Raw genomic sequence first — 23,064 nt, 5'->3', positions numbered from 1 at the left:
CCGGACTCACGCCCCGACCGCCGTGCCCGCCACGTCCGGGGCGTACCGGCCCGCGGGTCGCCGCAGGCCGAGATGGTCGCGCAGGGTCGAGCCGGTGTAGCCGGAGCGGAACAGGCCGCGCTCGCGCAGCAGCGGCACCACCCGCGAGGTGAACAGCTCCAGCCCGCCCGGGTAGAACGGCGGCATCACGTTGAAGCCGTCCGCGGCGCCGTGGGTGAACCACTCCTCGATGGTGTCGGCGACCTGCTCGGCGGTGCCGGTGAACACCCGGTGGCCTCGGGCGCCGGCCAGCCGGTGCAGCAGACCGCGCACGGTCGGCCGTTCCCGTTCGACGATCCCGGCGACGACCTGCAGCCGGCTCCGCGCGTTGTCGGTGACGTCGCCGGCCCCGGCGAACAGCCCGGCCGGGACCGGTTCGTCGAGGGCCGACTCGGTGAGCCGCACCCCGGTGAGACCCTCCAGCTGGCGCAGTCCATACTCGGGCACGATGAGCTCGTTGAACTCGCGTTCCAGGGTGTGTGCGTGCTCCTCGGTGTCGCCGATGAAGGGGCTGATCCCGGGCAGGATCGCGATGTCCGCCGCGTCCCGCCCGTAGCCGGCGGCCCGGTTCTTGATGTCGGCGTAGAACGCCTGGCCGTCGGAGAGCCGCTGGTGCGCGGTGAAGATCGCCTCGGCGAACCGGGCGGCGAAGGCCCGGCCGTCGTTCGACGAGCCGGCCTGCACCAGCACCGGATGTCCCTGCGCCGAGCGCGGGACGGTGAGCGGGCCGCGGACCCGGAACCGCGGTCCGGTGTGGTCGGCCCGATGGATCAGGTCCGGATCGGCGTACCGGCCGCGGGTCCGGTCGAGCAGGACGGCGCCGTCCTCCCAGCCGTCCCACAGCTTGGTGACGACGTCGAGGAACTCGGTCGCCCGCGCGTACCGCTCGGCCGGGTCCGGGTGGGCGTCGAAGCCGAAGTTGGCGGCGGCGTCGCCGATCGCGGTCGTCACGATGTTCCAGCCGGCCCGGCCCTTGCTCAGGTGGTCCACCGAGGCGAACAACCGGGCCAGGTTGTACGGGTCGTGATAGGTGGTGGACGCGGTCGCGATCAGCCCGATCCGGGAGGTGACGGCCGCGATCGAGGCCAGCAGCGTGATCGGCTCGAGGAAGCCGGTGGCGTTGTGCTCGACGCCCCCGTTCAGCGCCGGGATGTCGGCGAAGAAGATCGCGTCGAAGGCCGCGTCCTCGGCGGTGCGGGCGATGCCGTGGAAGTAGTCGGCGTCGAAGATCCGTTCCGGGGTGGTCGCCGGGTGCCGCCAGGCGGCCTCGTGGTGCCCGGCCGGCTGGATGAAGGCGTTGAGATGGAGCTCGCGGCGCGGATCGCGGGTCATCAGGTCCTCCAGCGGGAGAGCCGGCGCTCGATGCGCACCAGCACGTAGTTGAAGCCGACGCCGATCGCGGAGACGGTGACGATGCCGGCGTACATCTCCGGGATCAGGAAGTTCACCTGGGAGGCGTTGATGAGGTAGCCGAGCCCGGCCTTGGCGCCGACCATCTCCGCGGCGATGAGCACCAGGATCGACACGGCTCCGGCGAGCCGGATGCCGGTGAAGATCGTCGGAACCGCGGCGGGGAGGATCACCTTCTGGAACAGCCGGGGGCTGGACAGCCCGATCGAGCGGGCGGACTTGATCAGCAGCGGATCGACGTCACGGACCGCGCTGATGGTGTTCAGCAGGATCGGCCAGACACAGGCGAACACGATCAGCGAGACCTTGGACAGCTCGCCGATGCCGAGGATCAGCACGAAGACCGGCAGCAGGGCGAGCGCCGCGGTGTTGCGGAAGATCTCCAGCAGCGGATCGAGGACCTCGGCCAGCGGCCGGTACCAGGCGATCAGCAGGCCCAGCGGCACCGAGACCGCGATCGCGATCAGGAACCCGAGCAGCGAGCGCTGCAGGCTGATCGCGACGTGCTCGAACAGCGCCCCGCTCAGCGCGAGATCGGCGATCGCAGCCGCGACCGTGCTGAACGGTGGCAGCCAGGTGGCCTCCACCAGCCCGACCCGCGGGGTGAGCTCCCACAGCGCGAGGAAGGCCACGATCGCGGCGCTGCGCACCACGATCCGGCGCAGCACCCGCAGGGTCGCCCGCACGGCGGGCCCGGACCCGCCCGGTGACCCGACCGGTGCGGCCGCCGGGGCGTGCGGCGGACCGGGATCGGGCCGGCCGCTCTGCCCCGCATCCCGCGCCGGGGACGGATGGCCGGCGGTGGCACCGCCGGTGGTCGTCGACACGGTCATCGGACTCCAGCCTCCTCCAGCCGGCCCGCGGCGCGGACCTCGTCGTGCAGCAGCTCCCAGATCTCCCGGCGGTACCGGGCGAACTCCGGTTCGGATCGCAGGTCCGACGTCGCGTCGGCGGGCCGGTCGAGGTCGATGTCGACGACCTCCTTGATCCGGCCGGGCCGCGAGGTCATGACGGCCACCCGCTGTCCCAGGTAGACGGCCTCGTCGATGCCGTGCGTGATGAACACGACGGTCGTTCCGGTGCGCCGCCAGATGCGGAGCAGCTCGTCCTGCAGCCCCTCGCGGGTCTGCGCGTCGAGCGCCGCGTAGGGCTCGTCCATCAGCAGCACCTCGGGTTCGTAGGCGAGGCTGCGGGCGATCGCCACGCGCTGTTTCATGCCGCCGGAGAGCTCGTGCGGGTAGCGCTGCTCGAACCCGCGCAGCCCGACCAGGTCGAGCGCCTCCCGGGCGACCCGGGTCCGGTCGCGGCGCCCGAGCCCCTTCGCCTCCAGGGTGAACTCGACGTTGCCCAGCGCGGTGCGCCACGGGAACAGCGCGTACTGCTGGAACACCACCCCCCGGTCGAGCCCCGGGCCGGTGACCGGCCTCCCGTCGAGCAGCACCTCGCCCGAGGTCACCGGCGCGAGGCCGGCGACGAGATCGAGCAGGGTGGACTTGCCGCAGCCGCTCGGCCCGACCAGGACGACGAACTCACCGGCCGCCACCTCCAGGCTGACCTGCTCCAGCGCGGTGAACGACTCGCCGCCGTCCCGGGCCGGGAAGGTGCGGGTGACCGAGTGCAGGCTGATCGAGGTGCTCATCCGGCCGTACCTCCGGGGGCACCGTCCGGGGTCTGCCCGTCGCGGTACCCGTTGAACTCGTTGGTGTAGAGCGAGGGGATGTCCAGGTCGCCGGTGATCGCGCCGGTGTCACGCAGCCACGGCTCCCAGATCTCGAAGTCGCGGTCGGTGATCAGCCCACCGCGCGCGGCCAGCCCGACGCTCTTCCAGTACTGCAGGGTCGCGGTGCTCTCGTTGCGCCCGCGGTTCTCGATGATCTCGGTGAACTTGGCGATGACCTGGTCCCGCGGGGTGACCCGCTGCCACTCGATGGCCTTGCCGACACCGGTCACCAGGATCTCGGCCGTCCGGGGGTTCTCGGCCAGGAAGTCGTCGCGGACGACGAGCTGACCGTTGTTGCTGGGACCGAGCAGGTCGACGTCGCTGAACAGCGGCCGGATCCCGCCGACGGCGAGCGCACTGTCCTGCAACGGGCCGGACAGGGTGCCGACGTCGATCTGGCCCCGCCGCAGGCTCTCCTCGGTGTTGATCGGCGGGACCACGACGAGCTCGACCTGGTCGATCTCCTCGGGGGTGAGCCCGTTCTCCTTCAGCCAGGTGTCGATCACGGCCTCGTGGTGCGCACCGAGGGTGTTGACGCCGACCTTCTTGCCGATCAGGTCGCGCGGGCCGCGGATCGGGCTGCCGTCGAGCACGTAGTAGCCGGTGTAGGTCTGTTCGTCGATCCCGTAGTAGTTGATCACTGCGGTGACCGGGGCACCGGACTCGATGAGCTTGGCGACCGCGCCGCCGTGGGCCCCGCCGAAGTCGGTCTGGCCGGTCGCCGCGGACTGGATGTCCTGCGGGCCGCTGGTCGTGTTGCCGACCCATTCGAGGGTCACCGGCTCCAGGTAGCCGAGGTTCTCGGCGAGCTCGGCGAGGGTGACCGCGTTCGGGCTGCCCTGGTAGCGCAGGGTCAGCGTCTCGGGACCGCCGTCGGTGGCCGGAGCGGCGTCGGCACCGCCGCATCCGGCGAGCAGGAACAGGGCGGTGGCGGCCGCGAGCGCTGTGCGCAGTCCGCGGCCGGCCCGGTGGGCGGGCTGGTGGGGGCGGGAGGGGAGGGACACGGGATTCCTTCTCGGGGACGGGTGGGTGGGTGCGCGGGGAGCGCGCACCCACCCCGGGTGTGTCGGCGGGATGCGGGGCTCAGCCGGAGACGACGACCTCGGTGCGGGTCGCCGTGAACGGTGTCCCGGCGAGCAGGTCGGACTCGCGGCCGTCCGGCCCGACCGGGACGTCGCCGACGAGGGTGATCCGGTGCAGGGTCCGCCGGACGTCGAGGTGGTCGAGGTCGGTCGGGGCGAGGTGGGCGGTCGCCCGGTTGTCCCAGAACGCGACGCTGCCGGGTTCCCAGCGGAACCGGACGGTGTACTCGGGCCGGGCCAGCTCGGCGTAGAGCAGGTCGAGCACGGCCTTGCTCTCCCGCGGCGCCAGGCCGACGACGTGGCTGGTGAATCCCGGGTTGACGAACAGGCCGTGCTCCCCGGTGACCGGGTGGACCCGCACCACCGGGTGCTCGGCGAGCAGCAGGTTGTCCTCGATCCGGCGTCGGTAGCGATCGCCGCGGACACCCTCCTCACCGCCGAACCGGTGCACCGCGCGCAGGGTCGACACGAACGCCCGGACCGGCTCGGAGAGCCCCTGGTAGGCGGCGACCAGGTTGGTCCAGGTGGTGTCGCCGCCGAACTCGGGAACCACCTCGGCGCGCAGGATCGACGCCGCCGGCGGATTGACCGAGGCGGTGACGTCGGTGTGCCAACCCGCGTAGTAGCTGTAGCGGCGGCGTTGCTCGGCGCGGAACTCCTCGCCGTACTTCGCGGTGTAGCGCCGCGGGTCGATGGTCAGGATCTCCGGCTGGTCCTCCGGTGGCGCGTCCTCGTGCGGGTGGGCGTGGGTGAGCTCGCCGAACTGCCGGCCGAAGGCGACCTGGGCGGCGTGGTCGAGCCGCTGGTCCCGGAAGAAGAGCACTTTGTGCCGGTGCAGTGCCTCGGTGAGGGTCCGGACCGCCTGGTCACCCAGCGGCGCGGCCAGGTCCACGCCGGCGACGTCGGCCCCGATGTGCCCGGCCACCCGGCGCACCACGGGGGCCTGGGTGTGGGTGCCCCCCTCGACGCTCACGACCCGGCCGCCACGGCACGGAACGCCTCGCCGGAGATCGACCGCGACGGTGTGCCGTCGACACCGACCGGGATGTCGCCCTCGATGGTGGTGCGGTAGAGGACCCGGGTGACGTCGAGATGGTCGAGATCGGTCGGGGCCAGGTGCGCGGTGACCCGGTTGTCCCAGAACCCGATGCTGTCCGGCTTCCAGCCGAAGCGCACCGTGTAGGCCGGGTTGGTGATCTCCTCGAAGAGCAGGTCCAGCAGCCGGTCGCTCTGCGAGGCGCTGAGCCCGACGATCCGGCTGGTGAACCCGGGCGAGACGAACAGCGCCCGCTCGCCGGTCTCCGGGTGCACCCGGACCACCGGGTGCTCGGAGACGATCGGGGTCTGCGCGACGAGCCGCTCCGACTCGCTGCCGCTCTCCCAGCGCGGTGTCCGGCCGCCGAACCGGTGCTCGGCCCGCAGGCCGTCGAGGAAGCGCTGCAGCGGCTCGGGCAGCCCCTGGTAGGCGGCGACCAGGTTGGTCCAGGTGGTGTCACCGCCGTACGGCGGCACGATCTCGGAGCGGAGCACCGTCGCCGCGGGCGGATTGACCAGCGCGGCGACGTCGGTGTGCCAGAAGCTCGCGTAGCTGTAGCGCTTGGTGCCGGCCCGGGCCGCGTAGAGCCTGCTGTCGACGGCGAGAATCTCCGGGTGGGTCTGCCCGGCGGCACCGTTGTCGTAGCTGTACGGGTGGGCCGGGGTGACCTTCCCGAAGCGTGCGGTGAAGGCGATCTGCTGGTCGTGGTCGATCGGCTGGTCCCGGAAGAACAGGACCTTGTGCCGCAGCAGCGCGGCGCGGACACCGGCGACCGTCCGGTCGTCCAGTTCCTGGCGCAGGTCGACGCCGCGGATCTCGGCGCCGATGTGGCCCGCGGCCGGGTGGACCTCGATGCCCGGTGTGGTTTCCGGACGTTCAGTGGTGACGGACATGATGCTCCTCGGAGTGGACAGGATTTCCGGAGACGTATCCGGAAATGGGCAGGAAAGGACGACGGAGCGGCCGGACGACATTTCCGGGGGCACCGTCCGGAGACGAGGTCCGCAGATCGGGCGGCTCTGCCCGCGATGCGGAAGGGAGAAACCGGATAACCTCTGGCAGTGGCGCTGACCAGCGCAGGAGACCTCTACCTGAGTCCGTTCAGGCGCGGCGGGAGCGGCGACAGTCGCAGCGGGCACAACACCGGTGGGTGCTGTGGGTGCCGCGGTCGGCCGGAATGCTCACCACTCGATCCTGCGTCGTGCGAACCCAGCTGTCAATTTTGCGATTTATGAAATTAACTCGCGGTGGAATGGCGCAGGTCCAGGACCGGCGACCCCAGCGGATCGCTGTGCACCCGGTCGAGCACGGACGCCCCGCCCGCGACCGCGAGCACGTCCGCTCCGAAGCTGCCCGGCACCACCACCGACCGGGGATCCGGACAGGCGGACGATCGGCCCGCGACCTCCGCGTGCAGCTCCGCGAGCAGCTGCGGTGCGAGCTCGGGCACGAGCCCGGTCCCGCCCTCGACGACGAACAGCACGTCCGGGTTCACCAGGTCCAGCAGGACCGCAGCGGCCCGGCCGATCAACCGCAGGCGGAGGCGGAACAGATCCACGGCAGCCCGATCGCCAGCCCGGGCCGCGCCCAGCAGGGCATCGAACGACGGTGCGCCGATGATGCCGGCCGCGGCGGCGCGTTCCCCCATCGCGCGGTCCGAGACCGTCGCCTGCAGGCAACCGTTCCGGCCGCACGAGCAGTGGTCGGCGGGCTCACCGAGCGGCAGGTGTGCGATCTCCCCGGCCGTCGTTCCCGGCCCGTGGTGGACGACGCCGCCGGTGGTCAGGGCCGCGTCGAGCATGTTCCCGACGAACAGGGTGACGGCGCTGCGGCGGGCCCGCTCACGGGCAGCTCCGAACAGCAGCTCGGCCCGGGTCAGGGCGTGCGCGTGGTTCTCCACCACGACCGGTACCCCGAGCCGGTCGGCGAGGAGGCGCCCGGCCGGGACGTCGCGCCAGCCGAGCTGGTTGTGGAAGACGATGTCGCCGGACGCGTTGTCGACCCGGCCGCCGCTGGCCAGCCCGATCCCGAGCAGCCGGCGGCCGGCCCCCACGGTGCCGAGCATCCCCGCGAGACGGTCGGCCGCCCGCGCGAGCGTCCCCGTCGCGCCGGTCGCACCGTGCGGCAGCACGTCCCGGGCCAGGACCCGGCCACGCAGGTCGGTCAGGGCGAGCGTGGTGTGCGGGACGGCGACGTGCACGCCCGCGGCGACCACGTGCCGTTCGTCGATGTCGACGGGCTCGTGCGGCCGGCCCAGACCCGGGCGCGGGGCTCGCACCGGCAGCTCCCGGACCAGCCCGCGGGCCGCCAGATCCTGGTAGAGGCGAGTGACCGCCGCGGCACTCAGTCCGGTGCGGCGGGCGATCGTACTGCGCGCCACCGGGCCGTCCTCGAGGATGCAGCGGAGGACCGTGGAGGCGTTCGTTCCGCGGCGCCCGGTTCGGACGGTCGCGGCGGACGACGGGCGCGTGGCGGGGCGAGGACGCAGCGCTGGCATGGCGGGTCTCCGGGGGCGCGGTGTGGTGGCTACCGGTCGCGCACGGCCCGACCGGACGCCGCCCGGTTCAGCAGGCGCCCCGATCCCGGCCGTGCCCACCACAGATCGCGCTCGCCTGCCGACGGAGATCGACATGACGGCGTTCACGGAACGTCGCGGACTGGCCCATCGTGGTTCATGGTGACAAACCCGGACGAGTGAGACCAGTGAGTGCCCTCACACCGGGCCGCCGCTCACACGTCCTGCGCGAACTCCGGCTCCACGATGTCGGAGTTGATCTCGGTCCCGTGGTGCTCACCACGGCAGATCGCAGCCATCAGGCCGTCCTTCTCGATGTCGAACACGTGCAGCGGCAGACCGTGGTCACGGGCCAGGATGAACGCGGTCTGGTCCATCACGGCGAGCCGGCGGGAGAGCACCTCGTCGTAGGGCAGCCGCTCGTAGCGGCGGGCGTCGGAATCCTTGCGCGGATCGGTGTCGTACACGCCGTCGACGCCGTGCTTGGCGACGAGCAGGGCGTCCGCGCCGATCTCCAGCGCCCGCTGCACGCTCGGGTAGTCGGTGGTGATGAAGGGCTGCCCGTTCCCGCCGGAGAAGATCAGGATGGCGTCCTTGTCCAGGTGCCGCTTGGCGCGCAGCCGCAGGAACGGCTCGGCGACCGCGTTGATCGGGATCGCGGTCATCACCCGGACGTTGTCCTCGCCGCCGGCGGAGAGCTTGCCGCGCAGCAGCAGGCTGTTGATGACGGTGCCGAGCATGCCGATGTTGTCGGCCTCGACGCGGTCGATGCCCCAGGAGTCGGAGCGGTTCCCGCGGAACACGTTGCCGCCGCCGACGACCACGGCGATCTGCACGCCCAGCGCGCGGACCTGCTGGATCTGGGACGCCAGGTGGGTCAGCGCGGGGGCCGAGAAGCCGAAGCCGTCGTCACCGGCCATCGCCTGCCCGCTGAGCTTGATGACCACCCGGTTGTACTTCATGCGCCCCGACCCACTCCTCGCCTGTCCTGCCCGCCGATCCCGGTCCGGGACGAGCCTACGGACGTGTCCGCGACCACCCGCGGTGCGGGGGGACACGGTGCGGAGGGCTCAGGTGATGTCGTCGTAGCCGGGGGCCGGGTCGTCACGGCGCTGCGGCGGCGTCGGGTCCGGCGGGCGGGTCGCCACCGGCGGCGCGGCGGTCCGGGTGCTGCCCGCGGCGTCGGACGGCTCGTCGATCCGGGACGGCCCGTCGAGCCGGGACGGCGTGGTGTCGATCTGCGACGGGGTGTCCGGGTCGAGCCCGTCCCAGCCCTCCTCGACCCGCCGGCGGGCCTTGCGGCGGTCGTTGAACCGGCAGATCTGGATCGCGCCCTCGAACAGCAGCGTCAGCGCGAACGCCAGGGCGAGCATCGAGATCGGGTCCTGCCCGGGCGTCGCGATCGCGGCGAACACGAACAGGCCGAAGACCAGGCCGCGGCGGGCCTTCGCCAGCGCCGCGTAGGTGACCACCCCGGCGGCGTTGAGCGCCACCACGACCAGCGGGATCAGGAAGCTGACGCCGAAGATGACGATCAGGTTGACGACCAGCGAGAAGTACGACGAGCCGGTCAGCGCCGTCGTCTGGATCTCGCTACCGATGGTCAGCAGGAAGCCGAGCGCCTGCGGGATGATCAGGTAGGCGAGCACGGCGCCGGTGACGAACAGCAGCGCCGCCACCGAGACGAAGCTCAGCGCGTAGCGCCGCTCCTTCTTCAGCAGCCCCGGCGTGATGAAGCCCCAGAACTGGTAGAGCCAGATCGGGCAGGCCAGGATCACCCCGGCCGTCGCGCCGACCTTCAGCCGCAGCATGAACTGGTCGAACGGCGTCGTGCCGAGCAGCGTGCACGAGTTCGGGTCGGCGTTGAACGACGCCCGCGCGGTCGCCGGGAGCGAGCAGTACGGCTCCTTGAGCAGCTCGCCCAGGCTGGACCAGCCGAAGAACGACACCTCGAACCAGATGTAGCCGAACACCGTGGTCACCGCGATCGCGGCGAGCGAGATCCCGAGCCGGTTGCGCAGCTCGTAGAGATGCTCGATCAGCGTCATGGTCCCGTCGGGATTGACGGTGCGCTTCCGACGGAACGGTGACTTCACGGCGCTGGATACCTCAGTTCGTGGAACCCGCGCCGCGCTCCTGCGGCTGCTGCGCGGACGGCTCGCCCTGGCGCTGTGCGGCCGGGAGCTCCTGCGGCACGGCCTGTGCGGTGGTCGTGCCGGGGGTGTCTGCGGTGGCCTTCTCGGTGCCCGACGCGCGGGCGTCGTCCTCCTTGAGGCCCTTCATCTCACCCTTGAACACGCGGGCGGACTGGCCGACCGAACGCGCCATCTCGGGGAGCTTCTTCGCGCCGAACAGCAGCAGCAGCACCGCGATGATGATGAGCCACTCGTAGCCACCGGGCATGGTGTCAACCTCCGTCGATCTCGACCTGGCCGAGTCTACGCACGGCACCTGTGCCGTCCCTGTGTGCCCGGCATGAACCAAGCGATCGTCATCGCGAGTTCACGTCCCCGCGACGAAGCCGAACGTGATCGTACTGTCACGCTCCGTCAGTCATCGCGAGGGCCTCCCGTGCGCGCTCGCGCACCGCCGTGGCCAGCTCGGCGGGCTCGACGATCCGGGCCCGCCCGCCCAGCCCCAGCACCAGCCGGACCAGCCAGTCCGGGTCGGCGAACCGGATCAGCACGCGCAGCACACCGCCGGGCCCGGGCGCCGGGCCGTCGGCTCCCGGCTCCGGGGCCCGCACGTCGTCCACCGGGTAGTACTCGGCCACCCAGTGCGCCTGCGGGTCCAGCTCCAGCACCGCGTGCCGGTGCTCCGAGCGCGGGCTGAACAGGCCGTGCGTGACGTCGGTCGGTTCGGCCTCCGGGTGCGGGCGGGCCGGCTCCGGGAGCTCCTCGGCCTGCTCGACCCGGTCCAGCCGGAACATCCGGACGCCCGCCGCCCGCCGGCACCACGCCTCCAGGTAGCCGCGGCCCTCGGCGACGACCAGCCGCATCGGGTCCACGTCGCGCCGGGACACCGCGTCCCGGCCCGCGGTGAAGTAGACGATGCGCAGGGCGCGCCCGCGGTCCAGCGCGCCCCGGACGACCGCGGTGGTCTCCCGGTCCGCGGTCCCGGACTCGACGCTCACCACGCCGGCCCGCTCCCCCGCCGTCCCGACCGCGGCCTCGATCTTGCCGATCGCCCGGGCGACGGCGTCCGAGTCGACCACGCCCGGCGCCTGGTGCAGCTCCCGCAGCGCGACCAGCAGCGCCGTCGCCTCGCTGGTGGTGAGCCGCAGCGGCCGGGTCAGGCCCGCGTCGAACACGACGTCCACCGTGTCCCCGGCGAACGACAGGTCGACCAGGTCCCCGGGGCCGTAGCCGGGGAGCCCGCACATCCAGAGCAGCTCCAGGTCGCGGCGCAGCTGCTTCTCGTCGACGCCGAAGTCGGCGGCCGCCTCGGCGACCGGCACCCCGGGCCGGGCCCGCAGGTAGGGCACCAGGGACAGCAGCCGGGGCAGCCGCTGCGCGACGCCGTGCCGGGTCACCGGGCGGCCCCGGTCGCGAGGTCCGCGGCGCCCGCCCACAGCGCGCGGACCGCACCGGCCAGCTCCGGCGGGTCCAGCACGGCGACGTCCGGCCCGTGCCCGGCCAGCCAGCGGGCGACCGTCTCCCGGTCCCGCACGTCCAGCTCGATCTCGATCCCGGCGCGCCCGGCGTGCTCGGCCGGGCCGATCTCGCGGCCCAGCCGGCGCAGCCCGGCGGCCCGGCCACCGGCCACCCAGACCCGCGCCGTGCCCGAGACCGGCGGCGGCCCCGCGGAGCGGCGCACGATCTCCCGCAGGTCGATCCCGTCCGGCACCCGCACCGCGCCCTCCGGCCCGGTCGTCCGGATCTCGCCGTGGATCCGGGACAGCCGGAAGCAGCGCACGTCGTCCCGGCCGCGGTCGTGCCCCACCAGGTACCAGCGGCCGCGGAAGGAGACCACCCCCCAGGGCTCCACCTCGCGCAGGACCGGCTCGCCGGCCGGCCCGCCGCGGCGGTGCGCGAACCGCACCGCGCGCCCGGTCCGGGTCGCCGCCAGCAGCGGCGCGAGCGCCGGTTCGCCGGCGTGCAGGCCGGTCCGGACGGTCGCCGCCGGGTTCTCCGCGACCTCCACCCCGGCCGCCCGCAGCTTCACCAGCGCCCCGTGCGCGGCACCGGCCAGCTCCGGGGAGTCCCACAGGTTCCCGGCCAGCGCCACCACGGTCGCCTCGTCCGGCGTCAGCTCGATCTCGCCCAGCTCGTAGTCGGCGCGGGCGATCCGGTAACCCTCGACGGTGTCGAACACCGAGTTCTGCCCGGTCTCCAGCGGCACGCCCAGCTCGCGCAGCTCCGCCTTGTCCCGCTCGAACATCCGGAAGAACGCCTCGTCGCTCGCCGCCTCGGCGTAGCCCGGCACGGTCGCCCGGATCCGTTCCGCGGACAGGAACTGCCGCGTCGACATCAGGCAGAGCACCAGGTTCACCAGTCGCTCGGCGCGGGCGGAGGACACCCCGGCATCGTATCCGCGCGCACCCGCCCGCACCGGTCGCCCCGGACACACCGGACCGGGCGCGACCGGGTGTCTCATCCTGCGACAGGGCTGTTGACGGCCCTGCGTGTTGGGGAAAGGCTCGTCGGCGGCGACGACGCCGGACGTGGAGGTGGCCCCGTGACGCCCGACCAGGAGACGTACAACCCGTGGACCGTGGTGAACCTGGTGTTCCACCATCTCGCCGAACAGGGGCTGCACCCGGTCCTCGGCGAGACCGGCGACCCGGCGGCCGCGGCGACCGGGCTGCTGCGCGCGATGGGGATCGCACCGGCCCCGGAGAAGGCCGGCCCCGCGGACCCGGAGGTGCAGGACGAGCTGGCCGAGCTCCGGCGGAGGATCATGCCCGGCATCGAGTGAGCCGTCCGCGTGATCTAGGTTCCGCTGCGCACCGGTCGCGGCGGGACGGGCCCCCGCGCCGAGCGACGGCGGAGGGGGCGGATGGAGCAGACCGAGCGCGAGATCGTCCAGCAGCAGCTCGAGGAGCTGCACCAGGTCGTCGGCCGCCCCGGCGGCATCCCGGACGGCCGGGTGGTCTCCTACTACCCGCCGTCGATGGCGGCCCGCGCCGACGTGTTCGGCATCGCCGCCACCGACGTCGACGGCACCCAGTGGCAGGTCGGCGACGCCGACGTCCGGTTCCCGCTGCACTCCATCTCGAAGGTGTTCACCTACGGCCTCGCCCTGGAGGACAACGGCCGCGAGGAGGTCATGCTCCGGGTCGGCGTGGAGCCCTCCGGCGACCCGTTCAACTCGATCAGCTTCGACGAGGTCAACAACCGCCCGTTCAACCCCATGATCAACGCCGGGGCGCTGGTCGCGGTGAACCTCGTGCACGGCTCGACCAAGGAGGAGAAGGTCGAGCGGCTGCTCACCCGGCTGCGGATCTACGCCGGGAACCCCGATCTCACCGTGGACGAGGACATCCTCGCCGAGCAGCTCGTCTCCAACGACCGCAACGTCTCGCTGTCCTACCTCATGCGCAGCCTCGGCATGCTGCACGGCAACATCGAGGACAACCTCTACGTGTACCTGGCGGCCTGCTCGGTGTGCGTCAGCAGCGTCGAGCTCTCGACGATGGCCGCCACCATCGCCCGCGGCGGCGCCAACCCGTTCACCGGCGTCCCGGCGCTGCCTCGCACCTACACCCGCGACGTGCTCAGCGTGATGAGCATGTGCGGCATGTACGACGCCGCCGGGCAGTGGCACTACGACGTCGGCATCCCGGCCAAGTCCAGCGTGTCCGGTGCGATCCTGGCCGTCATCCCGGACGCCATCGGGGTCGGCGTGCACTCCCCCGGCCTGGACCGGCACGGCAACTCCGCCCGCGGGGTCGCGGTGTGCCGGGCGCTGTCGGACCGGTTCGGGCTGCACGTGTTCGCCGATCCGTCGGAGTCCCGGCTGGGCCGGATCGTGCGACCGGGCCGTCGGGACGACGCCACCGAGATGTACCCGTCCGGGGACGGCTGGCTGCCGGAGGGGCTGTAGCGCGAGCCGGCCGCCGGACCTCTACGTTGCGGTGGTCCACATCGTCGACGGGGAGGGACGACATGGTCGCCCAGAAGGAACGCGAGCTGGTCCAGGAGCAGCTCGAGGACCTGCGCAACACCTGCACCGCGGGCCGGGGGAGCCTGCTGCCCGGCGAGGAGGTCGTCAGCTACTACCCGGCCGAGATGGAGGCCCGCGCCGACGAGTTCGGGCTCGCCGGGACCAACATCGACGGCACCCAGTGGCGGGTCGGTGACTGCGACATCCGGTTCCCGCTGCACTCGATCTCCAAGGTGTTCACCTACGGGCTCGCCCTGGAGGACAACGGGCTGGACGCCACCCTGGACGCCGTCGGCGTGGAGCCCTCCGGGGACCCGTTCAACTCCATCACCTTCGACGACGTGCACAACCGCCCGTTCAACCCCATGATCAACGCGGGCGCGCTGGTCGCGGCGAACCTGGTCGAGGGGTCGTCGAAGGAGGAGCGCGTCGCCCGGCTGCTGGAGCGCTACCGGGCCTACACGGGCAACCCGGAGCTGGCCGTCGACCAGCAGATCCTGGACGAGCAGCTGGTCTCCAACGACCGCAACCTGGGCCTGTCGTACCTGATGCGCAGCCTCGGCATGCTGCACGGCGACATCGACGACAACCTGTTCGTCTACCTGTCGGCCTGCTCGATCACGGTCACCACGCCGGAGCTGTCGGTGATGGCGGCGACCCTGGCCAACGGCGGCGTCAACCCGCTGACCGGCGAGACGGCGCTGCACCGCGAGCACCTGCGCACGGTGATCAGCGTGATGAGCATGTGCGGCATGTACGACGCCGCCGGCGAGTGGGCGCACGACGTCGGCATCCCGGCGAAGAGCGGGGTGTCCGGCGGGATCATGGGGACCCTGCCGCGGTACTTCGGCCTGGGCGTCTACTCCCCCGGGCTGGACCGGCACGGCAACTCGGTGCGCGGCGTGGCCGTCTGCCGGGAGCTGTCCCGCCGGTTCGGCCTGCACGTGTTCGCCGATCCGTCGGAGTCCCGCTTCGGGCGGGTCGCGCAGCCGGACAGCATCCAGTCCTGAACCCTGCTGCGGGTGGCCGCCGCGGCGGCCACCCGCAGCGCGGCTACAGCGAGGCGATCAGCCGGTCCACCCGCTCGTCGACGGCCCGGAACGGGTCCTTGCACAGCACGGTCCGCTGGGCCTGGTCGTTCAGTTTCAGGTGCACCCAGTCGACGGTGAAGTCGCGGCCGGCGGCCTGGGCGGCGGCGATGAAGTCGCCGCGCAGCTTGGCCCGGGTGGACTGCGGCGGGGTGTCCTTGGCGGCCTCGATCTCGCCGTCGTCGGTCACCCGGTCCACCAGGTCCTTGCGCTGGAGCATGTCGAACAGCCCGCGGCCGCGCCGCACGTCGTGGTAGGCCAGGTCGAGCTGGGCGATCCGGGCGCTGGACAGCTCCATGTCGTGCTTGTTGCGGTACCGCTCGACCAGCCGGTGCTTGATCGCCCAGTCGATCTCGCGGTCGATCAGCGAGAGGTCCTGCTGCTCGACCGCGTCCAGTGTGCGGCCCCAGAGCTCGACGACCCGCTCCATCACCTTGTCCTCGTGCCCGCGGCTCTGCAGGTACTCGACGGCGCGGGCGTGGTACTCGCGCTGGATGTCCAGCGCGCTGGCCTCCCGGCCGCCGGCCATCCGGACCGGGCGGCGGCCGGTCAGATCGTGGCTGATCTCCCGGATCGCCCGGATCGGGTTGTCCAGGGTGAAGTCCCGGAACTGGACGCCCGCCTCGATCATCTCCAGCACCAGGGTCGCCGAACCCACCTTGAGCAGGGTCGTGACCTCGGACATGTTCGAGTCGCCGACGATGACGTGCAGCCTGCGGTAGCGCTCGGCGTCGGCGTGCGGCTCGTCGCGGGTGTTGATGATCGGGCGGGACCGGGTGGTCGCCGAGGAGACGCCCTCCCAGATGTGCTCGGCCCGCTGGGACAGGCAGTACACCGCGCCGCGCGGGGTCTGCAGCACCTTCCCGGCGCCGCAGATCAGCTGCCGGGTGACCAGGAACGGCAGCAGCACGTCGGCGATCCGGGAGAACTCGCCCTGCCGGGCGACCAGGTAGTTCTCGTGGCAGCCGTAGGAGTTGCCGGCCGAGTCGGTGTTGTTCTTGAACAGGTAGATGTCACCGCCGATGCCCTCGTCGACCAGCCGGCGCTCGGCGTCGACCAGGAGGTCCTCGAGGATGCGTTCGCCCGCCTTGTCGTGCGCGACGAGCTGGGTCAGCGAGTCGCACTCGGCGGTGGCGTACTCGGGATGGGAACCGACGTCGAGGTAGAGACGGGCACCGTTGCGGAGGAAGACGTTGGAGGAACGGCCCCACGACACGACCCGCCGGAACAGGTAGCGGGCCACCTCGTCCGGGGACAGACGGCGCTGCCCGTGGAAGGTGCACGTGACACCGAACTCCGTCTCGATCCCGAAGATCCGACGCTGCATGCCCTTCAGGGTAGGCGCCCGACCCCCTCTACTGTCAGTGTTGTGAGCGGATGGTTCGAGCGCGTCGCACGTCGGTCCCGCCGGGTGGACGGGGGTATCGCGACGGTCTCGCAGGTCGACCAGGGCATCACCGATTTCATCGCGAGCCGCCCGCCGAGCCGGGTGGACACCACGCTGCGCCGTCTCACCCGGTCGGCCGATCACAGCCTGCTGTGGTTCGCCGTCGCCGGCATCCTGGCGGCGCGGCGCGGGGCGAGCCGCAAGGCGGCGCTGCGCGGCGTCGCGTCGATCGCGCTGACCAGCCTCACCGCGAACGCGGTCCTCAAGCCGCTGCTGCCCCGGCGCCGGCCGGCCGCGGCCGGGCTCCCGGTGTACCGGACGGTGAGCGACCCGCCGTCGTCGTCGTCGTTCCCGTCCGGGCACGCGGCGTCGGCCGCCGCGTTCGCCACCGCGGTGGTGCTGGAGCACCGGCGGGCCGCGCCGGTGGTGGTGCCGCTGGCCGCGCTGGTCGGCTGGTCGCGGGTGCACGTCGGGGTGCACTGGACCTCCGACGTGCTGGCCGGCGCCGCCGTCGGGACCGGCGTCGCGCAGCTGACCCGCCGCTGGTGGCCGGTCCGGCCGAGCGACGAGGCGCGGGCCCGGCCGATCGACACGGTGCCGGTGCTGCCGCACGGCGACGGCCTGGTCATCGTGTCCAACCCGTTCTCCGGGCCGCCCGACCACGACGTCTCCGACGAGGTCCGGCAGCGGCTGCCCGCCGCGCACCATCTCGTCGTCGGTGACGGGCTGAAGGTCGAGGACATGCTGGAGGACGCGATCGCGCAGCGCGGGCAGTGGGTGCGCGCGGTCGGCGTGGCCGGCGGGGACGGCACGGTGGCGACCGCCGCGGCGGTGGCCGACCGGTACGGGCTGCCGCTGGTCGTCGTCCCGGGCGGCACGCTGAACCACTTCGCCCGTGACGTCGGCGTCTACGACACCCAGGAGGCGGTGGACGCGACCCAGGCCGGTGAGGCGGTCGCCGTCGACCTGGCACTCGTCGAGGCGCACCCGGGGCGGCTGGACGATCCGGAGGACGCCTCGGTCACCCGCACCCGCTACTTCATCAACACCGCCTCGATCGGCTCCTACCCGGAGCTGGTGCGGCTGCGCGAGCAGTGGCAGCCGCGCTACGGCAAGTGGCCGGCCTTCGCGGCGGCACTGATCACGGTGCTGCGGCGCTCGGAGAAGATCAGCGTCAAGATCGACGACCGCTGGTACAAGGTGTGGTTCCTGTTCGTCGGCAACGGCCCCTACCACCCGCGCGGTGCCGTGCCGGCCTGGCGGCCGACGCTGGACTCGGGCCTGCTGGACATCCGCTGGCTGCGCGCCGACGTGCGGTTCTCCCGGCTGCGGGTGGTGCTGGCGCTGATCCTGGGCGCGCTCGGCCACAGCCGGGTCTACCACCAGCGCGAGGTGCCGCGCCTGGACGTGGAGCTGCTCGAGCCGAGCATGCTGGCGACCGACGGCGAGGTGGTCGAGGAGGCCGGCCGCTACACGTTCCGGGTCGCCGAGCGGCCCATCCCGGTCTACCGGCGCGACGAGGACCGCTGGACCGGCCGCGACCGCCCCTACCAGGGATGACGCCGTTGCTGCTGCGGTCGGTCCGCCCGCTGCTGCCCGGTTGCGACGGCCTCGGCGAGCCGGTGGACGTGCTGCTGTCCGGGCACCGGGTGGCTGCGGTCGGGCGCGGGCTCGAACCGGCCGGCACCCGGATCGAGACCGTCGAGTGCGACGGCCGCTCGCTGCTGCCCGGGCTGTGGGACCACCACGTGCACATGGCGCAGTGGTCGCTGGCCCGGCGCCGGCTCGACCTGTCCGGGGCCCGGTCGGCCGCCCGGTGCGCCGCGCTGGTCGCCGACCGGATCGCCACGGACCCGCCGGCGCCCGGCGAGGTCCTGGTCGGCTTCGGCTTCCGGGACGCGCTGTGGCCCGACGAGGCGCACCGCTCGCTGCTCGACGCCGTGTCCCGGACCGCGGCGGGTGATGTCCCGGTCGTGCTGGTCTCCGGCGACCTGCACCAGGGCTGGCTCAACGGCGCCGCGGCGGCCCGGTTCGGGCATCCCGGCCATCCGACCGGCCGGATCCGCGAGTCCGAGTTCTTCGAGGTCACCGTCGCGCTGCAGGACGTGGCGGCCGACGTGCTCGATGGCTTCGTCGCCGAGGCCGCGCGGGCGGCGTCGGCCCGCGGGGTGGTCGGCGTCGTGGACTTCGAGGCCCCCTGGTCGCTGCCGGACTGGCAGCGGCGGATCGACGCCGGCGTGACCGGGCTGCGGGTCGAGGCGTCGGTCTGGCCGGACCGGCTGGACGCGATGATCGCGACCGGTCTGCGCTCCGGCGACGTCGTCGACGGCACCGGCGGGCTGCTGACCGCCGGACCGCTGAAGGTGATCACCGACGGGTCGCTGAACACGCGCACCGCCTACTGCTACGACCCCTATCCGGCGCCGCCCGGGGTGGTCCTCGACCATCCGTGCGGCCTGCTGGTCGTGCCCCCCGAGGAACTGCTCCCCCTGCTGTCCCGGGCGCACGCGGCGGGTCTCACCGCCGCCCTGCACGCAATCGGGGACCACGCGAACACCCTGGTGCTGGACGCGTTCGCGGGCACCGGTGCGCGCGGCCGGATCGAGCACGCCCAGCTGCTCACCGACGACGACGTGCCCCGGTTCGCCGCGCTCGGCCTGGTCGCCAGCGTGCAGCCGGAGCACGCGCTGGACGACCGGGACGTCGCCGACCGGCTGTGGGCCGGCCGCACCGGGCGGGCGTTCGCGTTCGCCTCGCTGCACCGGGCGGGCGCCCGGCTGGCGCTCGGCTCGGACGCCCCGGTCGCCCCGCTCGACCCGTGGGTCGCGCTGGCCGCGGCGGTGCACCGGTCGGCCGACGGGCGGGACAGCTGGCATCCCGAGCAGGAGATCGGCCGTGCCACCGCGCTCGGCGCGTCCTTCGGGGTGGTGCCCGGTTCGGTCGCGGCCGTGACCGAGGGCGCTCGCGCCGATCTCGTGCTCACCGACGCGGACCCGACCTCGTGCGACCCGGCGACGCTGCGGGCGATGCCGGTCGCCGGGACGCTGGTCGGGGGTCGCTGGACGCACCGTGCCGGGCTCTGAGGGCACATCACCGTCGCCCGGGCTGCAGGGACCGACCGGGCCGGGCGTGCTGGAGCGGATCGCGCTCCCCCGCGGGCCGCTGACCCTGCTCCGCCCGGCCGACCCGGACGCGGTCGGGTTCGACGCCGTCACCGTCGCCGAGGGCGTCGAGGAGCTGCACCCGCCGCACTGGGCCCGGCTGTGGCCCTCCGCCGTGGCACTCGCGACGACCGTCGACCGGGCCGGCCCGTCCCGGCTGGCCGGACGCCGGGTGCTGGAGCTGGGCTGCGGCCTCGGGCTGCCGTCGCTGGTCGCCGCCCGGGCCGGCGCGGTGCCGGTGGTCGCGACCGACCGGTCACCCGCGGCGGTCGCCTGGGCCGCCGCGAACGCGCGCCGGTCCGGGCTGCGGGTGGAGACCGCCGCCGCCTCGTTCGACGGCCGGGACCCGGTACTCGACGCCACCCGCTGGGACCTGGTGCTCGCCTCCGACGTGCTCTACGGCGCGGCCGCCGCGGCGGCGCTCACCGCGCTGCTGCCCCGGGTGACCAGCAGGCGGGCCGCGGTGTGGCTGACCGATCCCGGGCGGCCGGAGACGCCCCGCTGGCTGGCGGAGAACAAGGACCGGTGGATCGTGCGGACCCGGCCGCTGCCGGACGGGGTGGACCTGCACGTGCTGCGCCGCAGGCCCTGACCGGCCCGGCCGGTGGGCGTCGTTCGCCACGCTGACGGAGCGTTCCGGATGCGGCCGGGCGGGCCGCCGGGCGGCGACGGCGGAACCGGACGAGGATCATGCCCGCTGCATCCTGCAACCCCACGTCCCCGGAAGGCCCCGACCATCGTCCGCCCGAGACCGTCCGCCGCGTTCGCGGGGGCTCGCGACCACCTTCGCCATGGTCATGATCGGGATCACGATGCCGATCCCGATGTACGCGCCCGGGTGGCCCCCCGGCAGCGGGCCGGGGTGACGTCGGCCTACTTCGTGGTGCTCCACGTCGCGATCTCGGCGCCGATCATCGGGCTGGGCGCGGCGAGCCAGGTGTGGGACCTGCGGACCGCGGGCATCGGGTTCTGCGCGGGGGTGGCGGTGCTCGCGGCCGCGGCGCTCGCCGCCCGGCCGGTGCTGAGGCGCCGCGACCGGGGCGGACCGCGCTCACCGGTACCCGGTGGTGTCCGCGGGCAGCCCCGCGTCCTGCACCTGCACCACGTACCGCCACGCGTCCGGCCGGGACCCGTCCAGGTCGTCCACGCCGTACTCGCGCCCGAGCTCACCGGACGACGTGGACCGCCCGTTCCACCGGTGCCGGTCCGGATCCGCGGCCAGGGCCGCGATCCCCCGGCCGGCGAACCGCGGCGTCTCCGAGATCGCGAAGTGCGGCTCCCGCTCCAGGGCGTCCCGCCAGGTGTCCTCGGTGACGCCGAAGTGCTCCAGCATGATCTCCGACCGCAGCCACCCCGGGGTGACGGCGACGGCCGTGCCGCCGTACCCGCGCAGCTCGTGCGCCCAGGAGCGGGCCAGCCGGATCGGGGCGACCTTGGCCAGGTCGTAGTAGACGTTGAGCCGGTAGTTCTGCGCGTTGTAGTCGGCCGTGCCGTCGGTGACCTCGACGACCAGCCCGCCCGGGGTGCGCGACAGCAGCCGCAGGGCGTGGTGCGCGGTCACCAGGTGGGTCTCGATCGCCAGGCGCAGCGTCCGCAGGCCGTTCGCGAGGTCGTGCTGCCAGACCGGGACGTCCCACTCCACCATCAGCTCACCGCCCCAGATGTCGTTGACCAGCACGTCGAGCCGCCCGTGGTCGCGTTCGACGCGATCCACCAGCGCGGCCACCGCAGCCGGGTCGAGATGGTCGGTGGGGACCGCGATCCCGGTGCCCCCGGCCGCGGTGACCAGGTCGGCGGTGTCCTCGATCGTCTCCGGCCTGCCGTACTCGGACGGCTGCGCGCGGGTGGTCCGGCCGGTGCAGTACACCGTGGCCCCCGCCGCCCCCAGCTCGACCGCGATCCCGCGCCCCGCTCCGCGGGTCGCCCCGGCGACCAGCGCGACCCGCCCGGCGAGTGTCATGCGCCCTCCTTCATAACCGAATACTCGTTTATATATACGATGACGCCATGCCCCGCCACAAGCTGATGTCCGATACCGAGGTCCTCGACCACGCGCTGGGCCTCCTGCACGTGCGCGGCCCGCAGGCGCTCACCTTCGCCGCCCTGGCCGGGGCGGCCGGGCTGGCGCCGGCCACCCTGGTGCAACGATTCGGAACCAAGGCCGGCCTGCTGCGCCGGGCGCTGCTGCACGCCTGGGACCGGCTGGAGCACCGCACCGCCGAGCTCGGCGACGCGGCCGAGCCGACCCCGGACGGCGCGATCGCCTTCCTGTCCGGGCTGTCGGAGCAGTACGGCGGGATCGACAGCTACGCCGACGCCCTGCTGGTCCTGCGCGAGGACCTGCTCGATCCCGAGGTGAGGGCCCGGGGCGCGGTCTGGCGCGGCACGCTCACCCGGGTGCTCGACGGCTGCCTGGCCGGCACGTCCGGCGCCCCGCCGGGGATCGGCGGGATGCTCGCGACCTACTGGCAGGGCACGCTGCTGTGGTGGGGCTTCGATCCCCGGGAACCGGTCGCCGACCACGTCGGGCACGCGCTGGCCGGGTTCCTGCGGGCCGTGCTCCGGATCCCCGGCGGCGACGCGGACCCGACCTGAGCCGCCGGATCACGGGGCACCCGGGGCCGCCGGCCCGGGCGCACCGTCATCCGATGCGCAGCTCGTCGCCGGTGACGAGCGGGAACCAGGCCGGCAGCGGCCCGGCCGGGGCCACCGTCTCCCCCACCGCGACGACCGGCCCGCCGAGACCACCCGCCGTCGCCGCCCGGGCCGCCGTCGTGCCGCCGGCACCGTGCAGTTTCACCGCAGGCGCCGGCCGGCGCAGCGCGGCGGCGTACTCCTCCGCGGTGTTGACGTTGACCAGCGAGTCCAGCCCCGGATCGAGCCGGGCCAGCACGGGGTCGGACCGCAGCGACGCCTCGTCGATCCGGCACACGCCGACCCGGGCGAACAGCGACGGCGGCCGCCCCTCACCGGCGTCGGTCAGCTCCGCGATCACCGGGGCCAGCGCGGCCCGGTAGCCGGCCGCGAGCGGCTGGTGGTGGCCGTGTGCGACCGGCAGCGCGACGTCGTGCCCGGCCAGCCGGTCCAGCATGCGCGCGGCGAACGCCGGATGCAGCAGCGGCAGATCGGTGGAGGCGACGAACGCGACGTCCACCCGGTTCGCGACGGCGGCCAGCCCGGTCCCGATCGCCGGGAGCGGCCCCAGGTTCGGCACCGGGTCGTCGAGCACTTCGGTGCCGCCGGGCAGCTCCGGCAGTGGCTGCCCGGCCGCACGCACCACCACCAGCGGGCCGTCGACCGCCCGCGACAGCACGGCGACGGTCCGGGTCAGCAGCGCCGCACCGTGCCAGTCGAGATCGGCCTTCGGCACACCCATCCGCGAGGACCGGCCACCGGCGAGGACGATCCCGGCCGCCGTCCGGCGCCCCCCGTAGCCACGCACGCGGGCGATCCTACGGCCGGGCTCCTACCCTGGGGGTCCGGCCGCGACCCGATCCGCCCGACCCGTCGCGACCGGAGGG

At 73.5% G+C, this 23,064-nt stretch carries 23 protein-coding genes; 7 read left to right on the top strand and 16 right to left on the bottom strand.

The features are described 5' to 3' along the window. Window positions 1–6: 6 nt before the first annotated feature. From ABZ881_RS25725 to ABZ881_RS25665, 13 genes are all read right to left on the bottom strand, one after another. Window positions 7–1,371 carry an LLM class flavin-dependent oxidoreductase gene (locus tag ABZ881_RS25725; protein ID WP_358488169.1) on the bottom strand — a complete coding sequence of 455 codons (1,365 nt, stop codon included), beginning with the start codon at window positions 1,369–1,371 and terminating at the stop codon, window positions 7–9. After that, complete coding sequence (locus ABZ881_RS25720; RefSeq protein WP_358488168.1) at window positions 1,371–2,282, bottom strand: ABC transporter permease; 912 nt, start codon at window positions 2,280–2,282, stop codon at window positions 1,371–1,373. The genes ABZ881_RS25725 and ABZ881_RS25720 overlap by 1 nt, the downstream gene beginning before the upstream one ends. Continuing rightward, entirely contained in the window at window positions 2,279–3,088 is an 810-nt protein-coding gene (locus ABZ881_RS25715) for an ABC transporter ATP-binding protein (protein WP_358488167.1), read from the bottom strand. Before ABZ881_RS25715 ends, ABZ881_RS25720 begins: the two co-directional genes overlap by 4 nt. Further along, window positions 3,085–4,092 (bottom strand): ABC transporter substrate-binding protein, encoded by a 1,008-nt coding sequence (locus ABZ881_RS25710; RefSeq protein WP_358488212.1) that lies wholly within the window; start codon window positions 4,090–4,092, stop codon window positions 3,085–3,087. The genes ABZ881_RS25715 and ABZ881_RS25710 overlap by 4 nt, the downstream gene beginning before the upstream one ends. 160 nt (window positions 4,093–4,252) lie before the next feature. After that, window positions 4,253–5,224 carry a TauD/TfdA family dioxygenase gene (locus ABZ881_RS25705; RefSeq protein ID WP_358488166.1) on the bottom strand — a complete coding sequence of 324 codons (972 nt, stop codon included), beginning with the start codon at window positions 5,222–5,224 and terminating at the stop codon, window positions 4,253–4,255. After that, window positions 5,221–6,180 carry a TauD/TfdA family dioxygenase gene (locus ABZ881_RS25700; RefSeq protein ID WP_358488165.1) on the bottom strand — a complete coding sequence of 320 codons (960 nt, stop codon included), beginning with the start codon at window positions 6,178–6,180 and terminating at the stop codon, window positions 5,221–5,223. Before ABZ881_RS25700 ends, ABZ881_RS25705 begins: the two co-directional genes overlap by 4 nt. 344 nt (window positions 6,181–6,524) lie before the next feature. Continuing rightward, window positions 6,525–7,775 (bottom strand): ROK family protein, encoded by a 1,251-nt coding sequence (locus ABZ881_RS25695; RefSeq protein WP_358488211.1) that lies wholly within the window; start codon window positions 7,773–7,775, stop codon window positions 6,525–6,527. Between the two features lie 76 nt (window positions 7,776–7,851). Beyond that, on the bottom strand, window positions 7,852–7,953 hold the full coding sequence (locus tag ABZ881_RS25690) for a putative leader peptide (protein WP_358488164.1): 102 nt from the start codon (window positions 7,951–7,953) through the stop codon (window positions 7,852–7,854). A gap of 64 nt (window positions 7,954–8,017) precedes the next feature. Next, window positions 8,018–8,764, bottom strand: coding sequence for a UMP kinase (gene pyrH, locus ABZ881_RS25685; RefSeq protein ID WP_358488163.1), 747 nt, complete (start codon window positions 8,762–8,764; stop codon window positions 8,018–8,020). 108 nt (window positions 8,765–8,872) lie between these two features. Beyond that, on the bottom strand, window positions 8,873–9,898 hold the full coding sequence (tatC, locus tag ABZ881_RS25680) for a twin-arginine translocase subunit TatC (RefSeq protein ID WP_358488162.1): 1,026 nt from the start codon (window positions 9,896–9,898) through the stop codon (window positions 8,873–8,875). 13 nt (window positions 9,899–9,911) lie between these two features. Continuing rightward, window positions 9,912–10,205 (bottom strand): Sec-independent protein translocase subunit TatA, encoded by a 294-nt coding sequence (tatA, locus tag ABZ881_RS25675; protein ID WP_358488161.1) that lies wholly within the window; start codon window positions 10,203–10,205, stop codon window positions 9,912–9,914. A gap of 136 nt (window positions 10,206–10,341) precedes the next feature. After that, window positions 10,342–11,334, bottom strand: a complete 993-nt coding sequence (locus tag ABZ881_RS25670) for a YafY family protein (RefSeq protein WP_344017516.1) — start codon at window positions 11,332–11,334, stop codon at window positions 10,342–10,344. Continuing rightward, window positions 11,331–12,320: a WYL domain-containing protein gene (locus ABZ881_RS25665; protein WP_358488160.1), complete on the bottom strand. Its 990-nt coding sequence runs from the start codon at window positions 12,318–12,320 to the stop codon at window positions 11,331–11,333. Before ABZ881_RS25665 ends, ABZ881_RS25670 begins: the two co-directional genes overlap by 4 nt. Before the next feature lie 159 nt (window positions 12,321–12,479). Here ABZ881_RS25665 and ABZ881_RS25660 point away from each other — a divergent pair, with 159 nt between their 5' ends. The 3 genes from ABZ881_RS25660 (at window position 12,480) to glsA (ABZ881_RS25650) (ending at window position 14,917) form a co-directional block, all read left to right on the top strand. Then, window positions 12,480–12,719 carry a hypothetical protein gene (locus ABZ881_RS25660; RefSeq protein WP_344017514.1) on the top strand — a complete coding sequence of 80 codons (240 nt, stop codon included), beginning with the start codon at window positions 12,480–12,482 and terminating at the stop codon, window positions 12,717–12,719. A gap of 81 nt (window positions 12,720–12,800) precedes the next feature. Further along, the gene (gene glsA, locus ABZ881_RS25655; protein ID WP_358488159.1) at window positions 12,801–13,847 is read left to right on the top strand and encodes a glutaminase A; all 1,047 of its coding nucleotides are present in this window, start codon (window positions 12,801–12,803) and stop codon (window positions 13,845–13,847) included. Between the two features lie 62 nt (window positions 13,848–13,909). After that, window positions 13,910–14,917: a glutaminase A gene (glsA, locus tag ABZ881_RS25650; RefSeq protein ID WP_358488158.1), complete on the top strand. Its 1,008-nt coding sequence runs from the start codon at window positions 13,910–13,912 to the stop codon at window positions 14,915–14,917. A gap of 43 nt (window positions 14,918–14,960) precedes the next feature. Here glsA (ABZ881_RS25650) and pafA read toward each other — a convergent pair whose 3' ends face one another. Continuing rightward, complete coding sequence (pafA, locus tag ABZ881_RS25645; RefSeq protein ID WP_344017511.1) at window positions 14,961–16,322, bottom strand: Pup--protein ligase; 1,362 nt, start codon at window positions 16,320–16,322, stop codon at window positions 14,961–14,963. Between the two features lie 42 nt (window positions 16,323–16,364). On the opposite strand from pafA, the gene ABZ881_RS25640 reads away from it, so the two are divergent. Genes ABZ881_RS25640 through ABZ881_RS25630 form a run of 3 tightly spaced genes read left to right on the top strand, consistent with a single transcriptional unit; the run spans window position 16,365 to window position 20,135 of the window. After that, window positions 16,365–17,942: a phosphatase PAP2 family protein gene (locus ABZ881_RS25640; protein ID WP_358488157.1), complete on the top strand. Its 1,578-nt coding sequence runs from the start codon at window positions 16,365–16,367 to the stop codon at window positions 17,940–17,942. Next, window positions 17,939–19,465 (top strand): amidohydrolase family protein, encoded by a 1,527-nt coding sequence (locus tag ABZ881_RS25635; RefSeq protein WP_358488156.1) that lies wholly within the window; start codon window positions 17,939–17,941, stop codon window positions 19,463–19,465. Before ABZ881_RS25640 ends, ABZ881_RS25635 begins: the two co-directional genes overlap by 4 nt. Next, window positions 19,452–20,135 (top strand): methyltransferase domain-containing protein, encoded by a 684-nt coding sequence (locus tag ABZ881_RS25630; protein WP_358488155.1) that lies wholly within the window; start codon window positions 19,452–19,454, stop codon window positions 20,133–20,135. Before ABZ881_RS25635 ends, ABZ881_RS25630 begins: the two co-directional genes overlap by 14 nt. A 459-nt stretch (window positions 20,136–20,594) precedes the next feature. Here the strand turns inward: ABZ881_RS25630 and ABZ881_RS25625 are convergent, their stop codons facing one another. Continuing rightward, window positions 20,595–21,503 (bottom strand): SDR family oxidoreductase, encoded by a 909-nt coding sequence (locus ABZ881_RS25625; RefSeq protein ID WP_358488154.1) that lies wholly within the window; start codon window positions 21,501–21,503, stop codon window positions 20,595–20,597. 47 nt (window positions 21,504–21,550) lie between these two features. Here ABZ881_RS25625 and ABZ881_RS25620 point away from each other — a divergent pair, with 47 nt between their 5' ends. After that, on the top strand, window positions 21,551–22,138 hold the full coding sequence (locus ABZ881_RS25620) for a TetR family transcriptional regulator (protein ID WP_358488153.1): 588 nt from the start codon (window positions 21,551–21,553) through the stop codon (window positions 22,136–22,138). Between the two features lie 46 nt (window positions 22,139–22,184). Here ABZ881_RS25620 and ABZ881_RS25615 read toward each other — a convergent pair whose 3' ends face one another. Continuing rightward, window positions 22,185–22,985 (bottom strand): molybdenum cofactor guanylyltransferase, encoded by an 801-nt coding sequence (locus ABZ881_RS25615; protein WP_358488152.1) that lies wholly within the window; start codon window positions 22,983–22,985, stop codon window positions 22,185–22,187. Window positions 22,986–23,064 lie beyond the last annotated feature (79 nt).

Origin of the sequence: Pseudonocardia sp. NPDC046786 (assembly GCF_040645415.1) — a bacterium.
In the GTDB taxonomy this organism is placed as follows: domain Bacteria; phylum Actinomycetota; class Actinomycetes; order Mycobacteriales; family Pseudonocardiaceae; genus Pseudonocardia; species Pseudonocardia kongjuensis.
The sequence above is the reverse complement of the archived record's forward strand: the minus strand, read 5'-3'. Positions and strand labels throughout refer to the sequence as shown.

Bases quoted from the DNA above. Each gene is read 5' to 3' on its own strand.
- ABZ881_RS25720 (WP_358488168.1), bottom strand. From the start codon at position 2,282: ATGACCGTGTCGACGACCACCGGCGGTGCCACCGCCGGCCATCCGTCC.
- glsA (WP_358488159.1), top strand. From the start codon at position 12,801: ATGGAGCAGACCGAGCGCGAGATCGTCCAGCAGCAGCTCGAGGAGCTG.
- ABZ881_RS25700 (WP_358488165.1), bottom strand. From the start codon at position 6,180: ATGTCCGTCACCACTGAACGTCCGGAAACCACACCGGGCATCGAGGTC.
- ABZ881_RS25690 (WP_358488164.1), bottom strand. From the start codon at position 7,953: ATGGGCCAGTCCGCGACGTTCCGTGAACGCCGTCATGTCGATCTCCGT.
- ABZ881_RS25635 (WP_358488156.1), top strand. From the start codon at position 17,939: ATGACGCCGTTGCTGCTGCGGTCGGTCCGCCCGCTGCTGCCCGGTTGC.
- ABZ881_RS25715 (WP_358488167.1), bottom strand. From the start codon at position 3,088: ATGAGCACCTCGATCAGCCTGCACTCGGTCACCCGCACCTTCCCGGCC.
- ABZ881_RS25725 (WP_358488169.1), bottom strand. From the start codon at position 1,371: ATGACCCGCGATCCGCGCCGCGAGCTCCATCTCAACGCCTTCATCCAG.
- ABZ881_RS25620 (WP_358488153.1), top strand. From the start codon at position 21,551: ATGCCCCGCCACAAGCTGATGTCCGATACCGAGGTCCTCGACCACGCG.
- pyrH (WP_358488163.1), bottom strand. From the start codon at position 8,764: ATGAAGTACAACCGGGTGGTCATCAAGCTCAGCGGGCAGGCGATGGCC.
- ABZ881_RS25625 (WP_358488154.1), bottom strand. From the start codon at position 21,503: ATGACACTCGCCGGGCGGGTCGCGCTGGTCGCCGGGGCGACCCGCGGA.
- tatA (WP_358488161.1), bottom strand. From the start codon at position 10,205: ATGCCCGGTGGCTACGAGTGGCTCATCATCATCGCGGTGCTGCTGCTG.
- pafA (WP_344017511.1), bottom strand. From the start codon at position 16,322: ATGCAGCGTCGGATCTTCGGGATCGAGACGGAGTTCGGTGTCACGTGC.
- glsA (WP_358488158.1), top strand. From the start codon at position 13,910: ATGGTCGCCCAGAAGGAACGCGAGCTGGTCCAGGAGCAGCTCGAGGAC.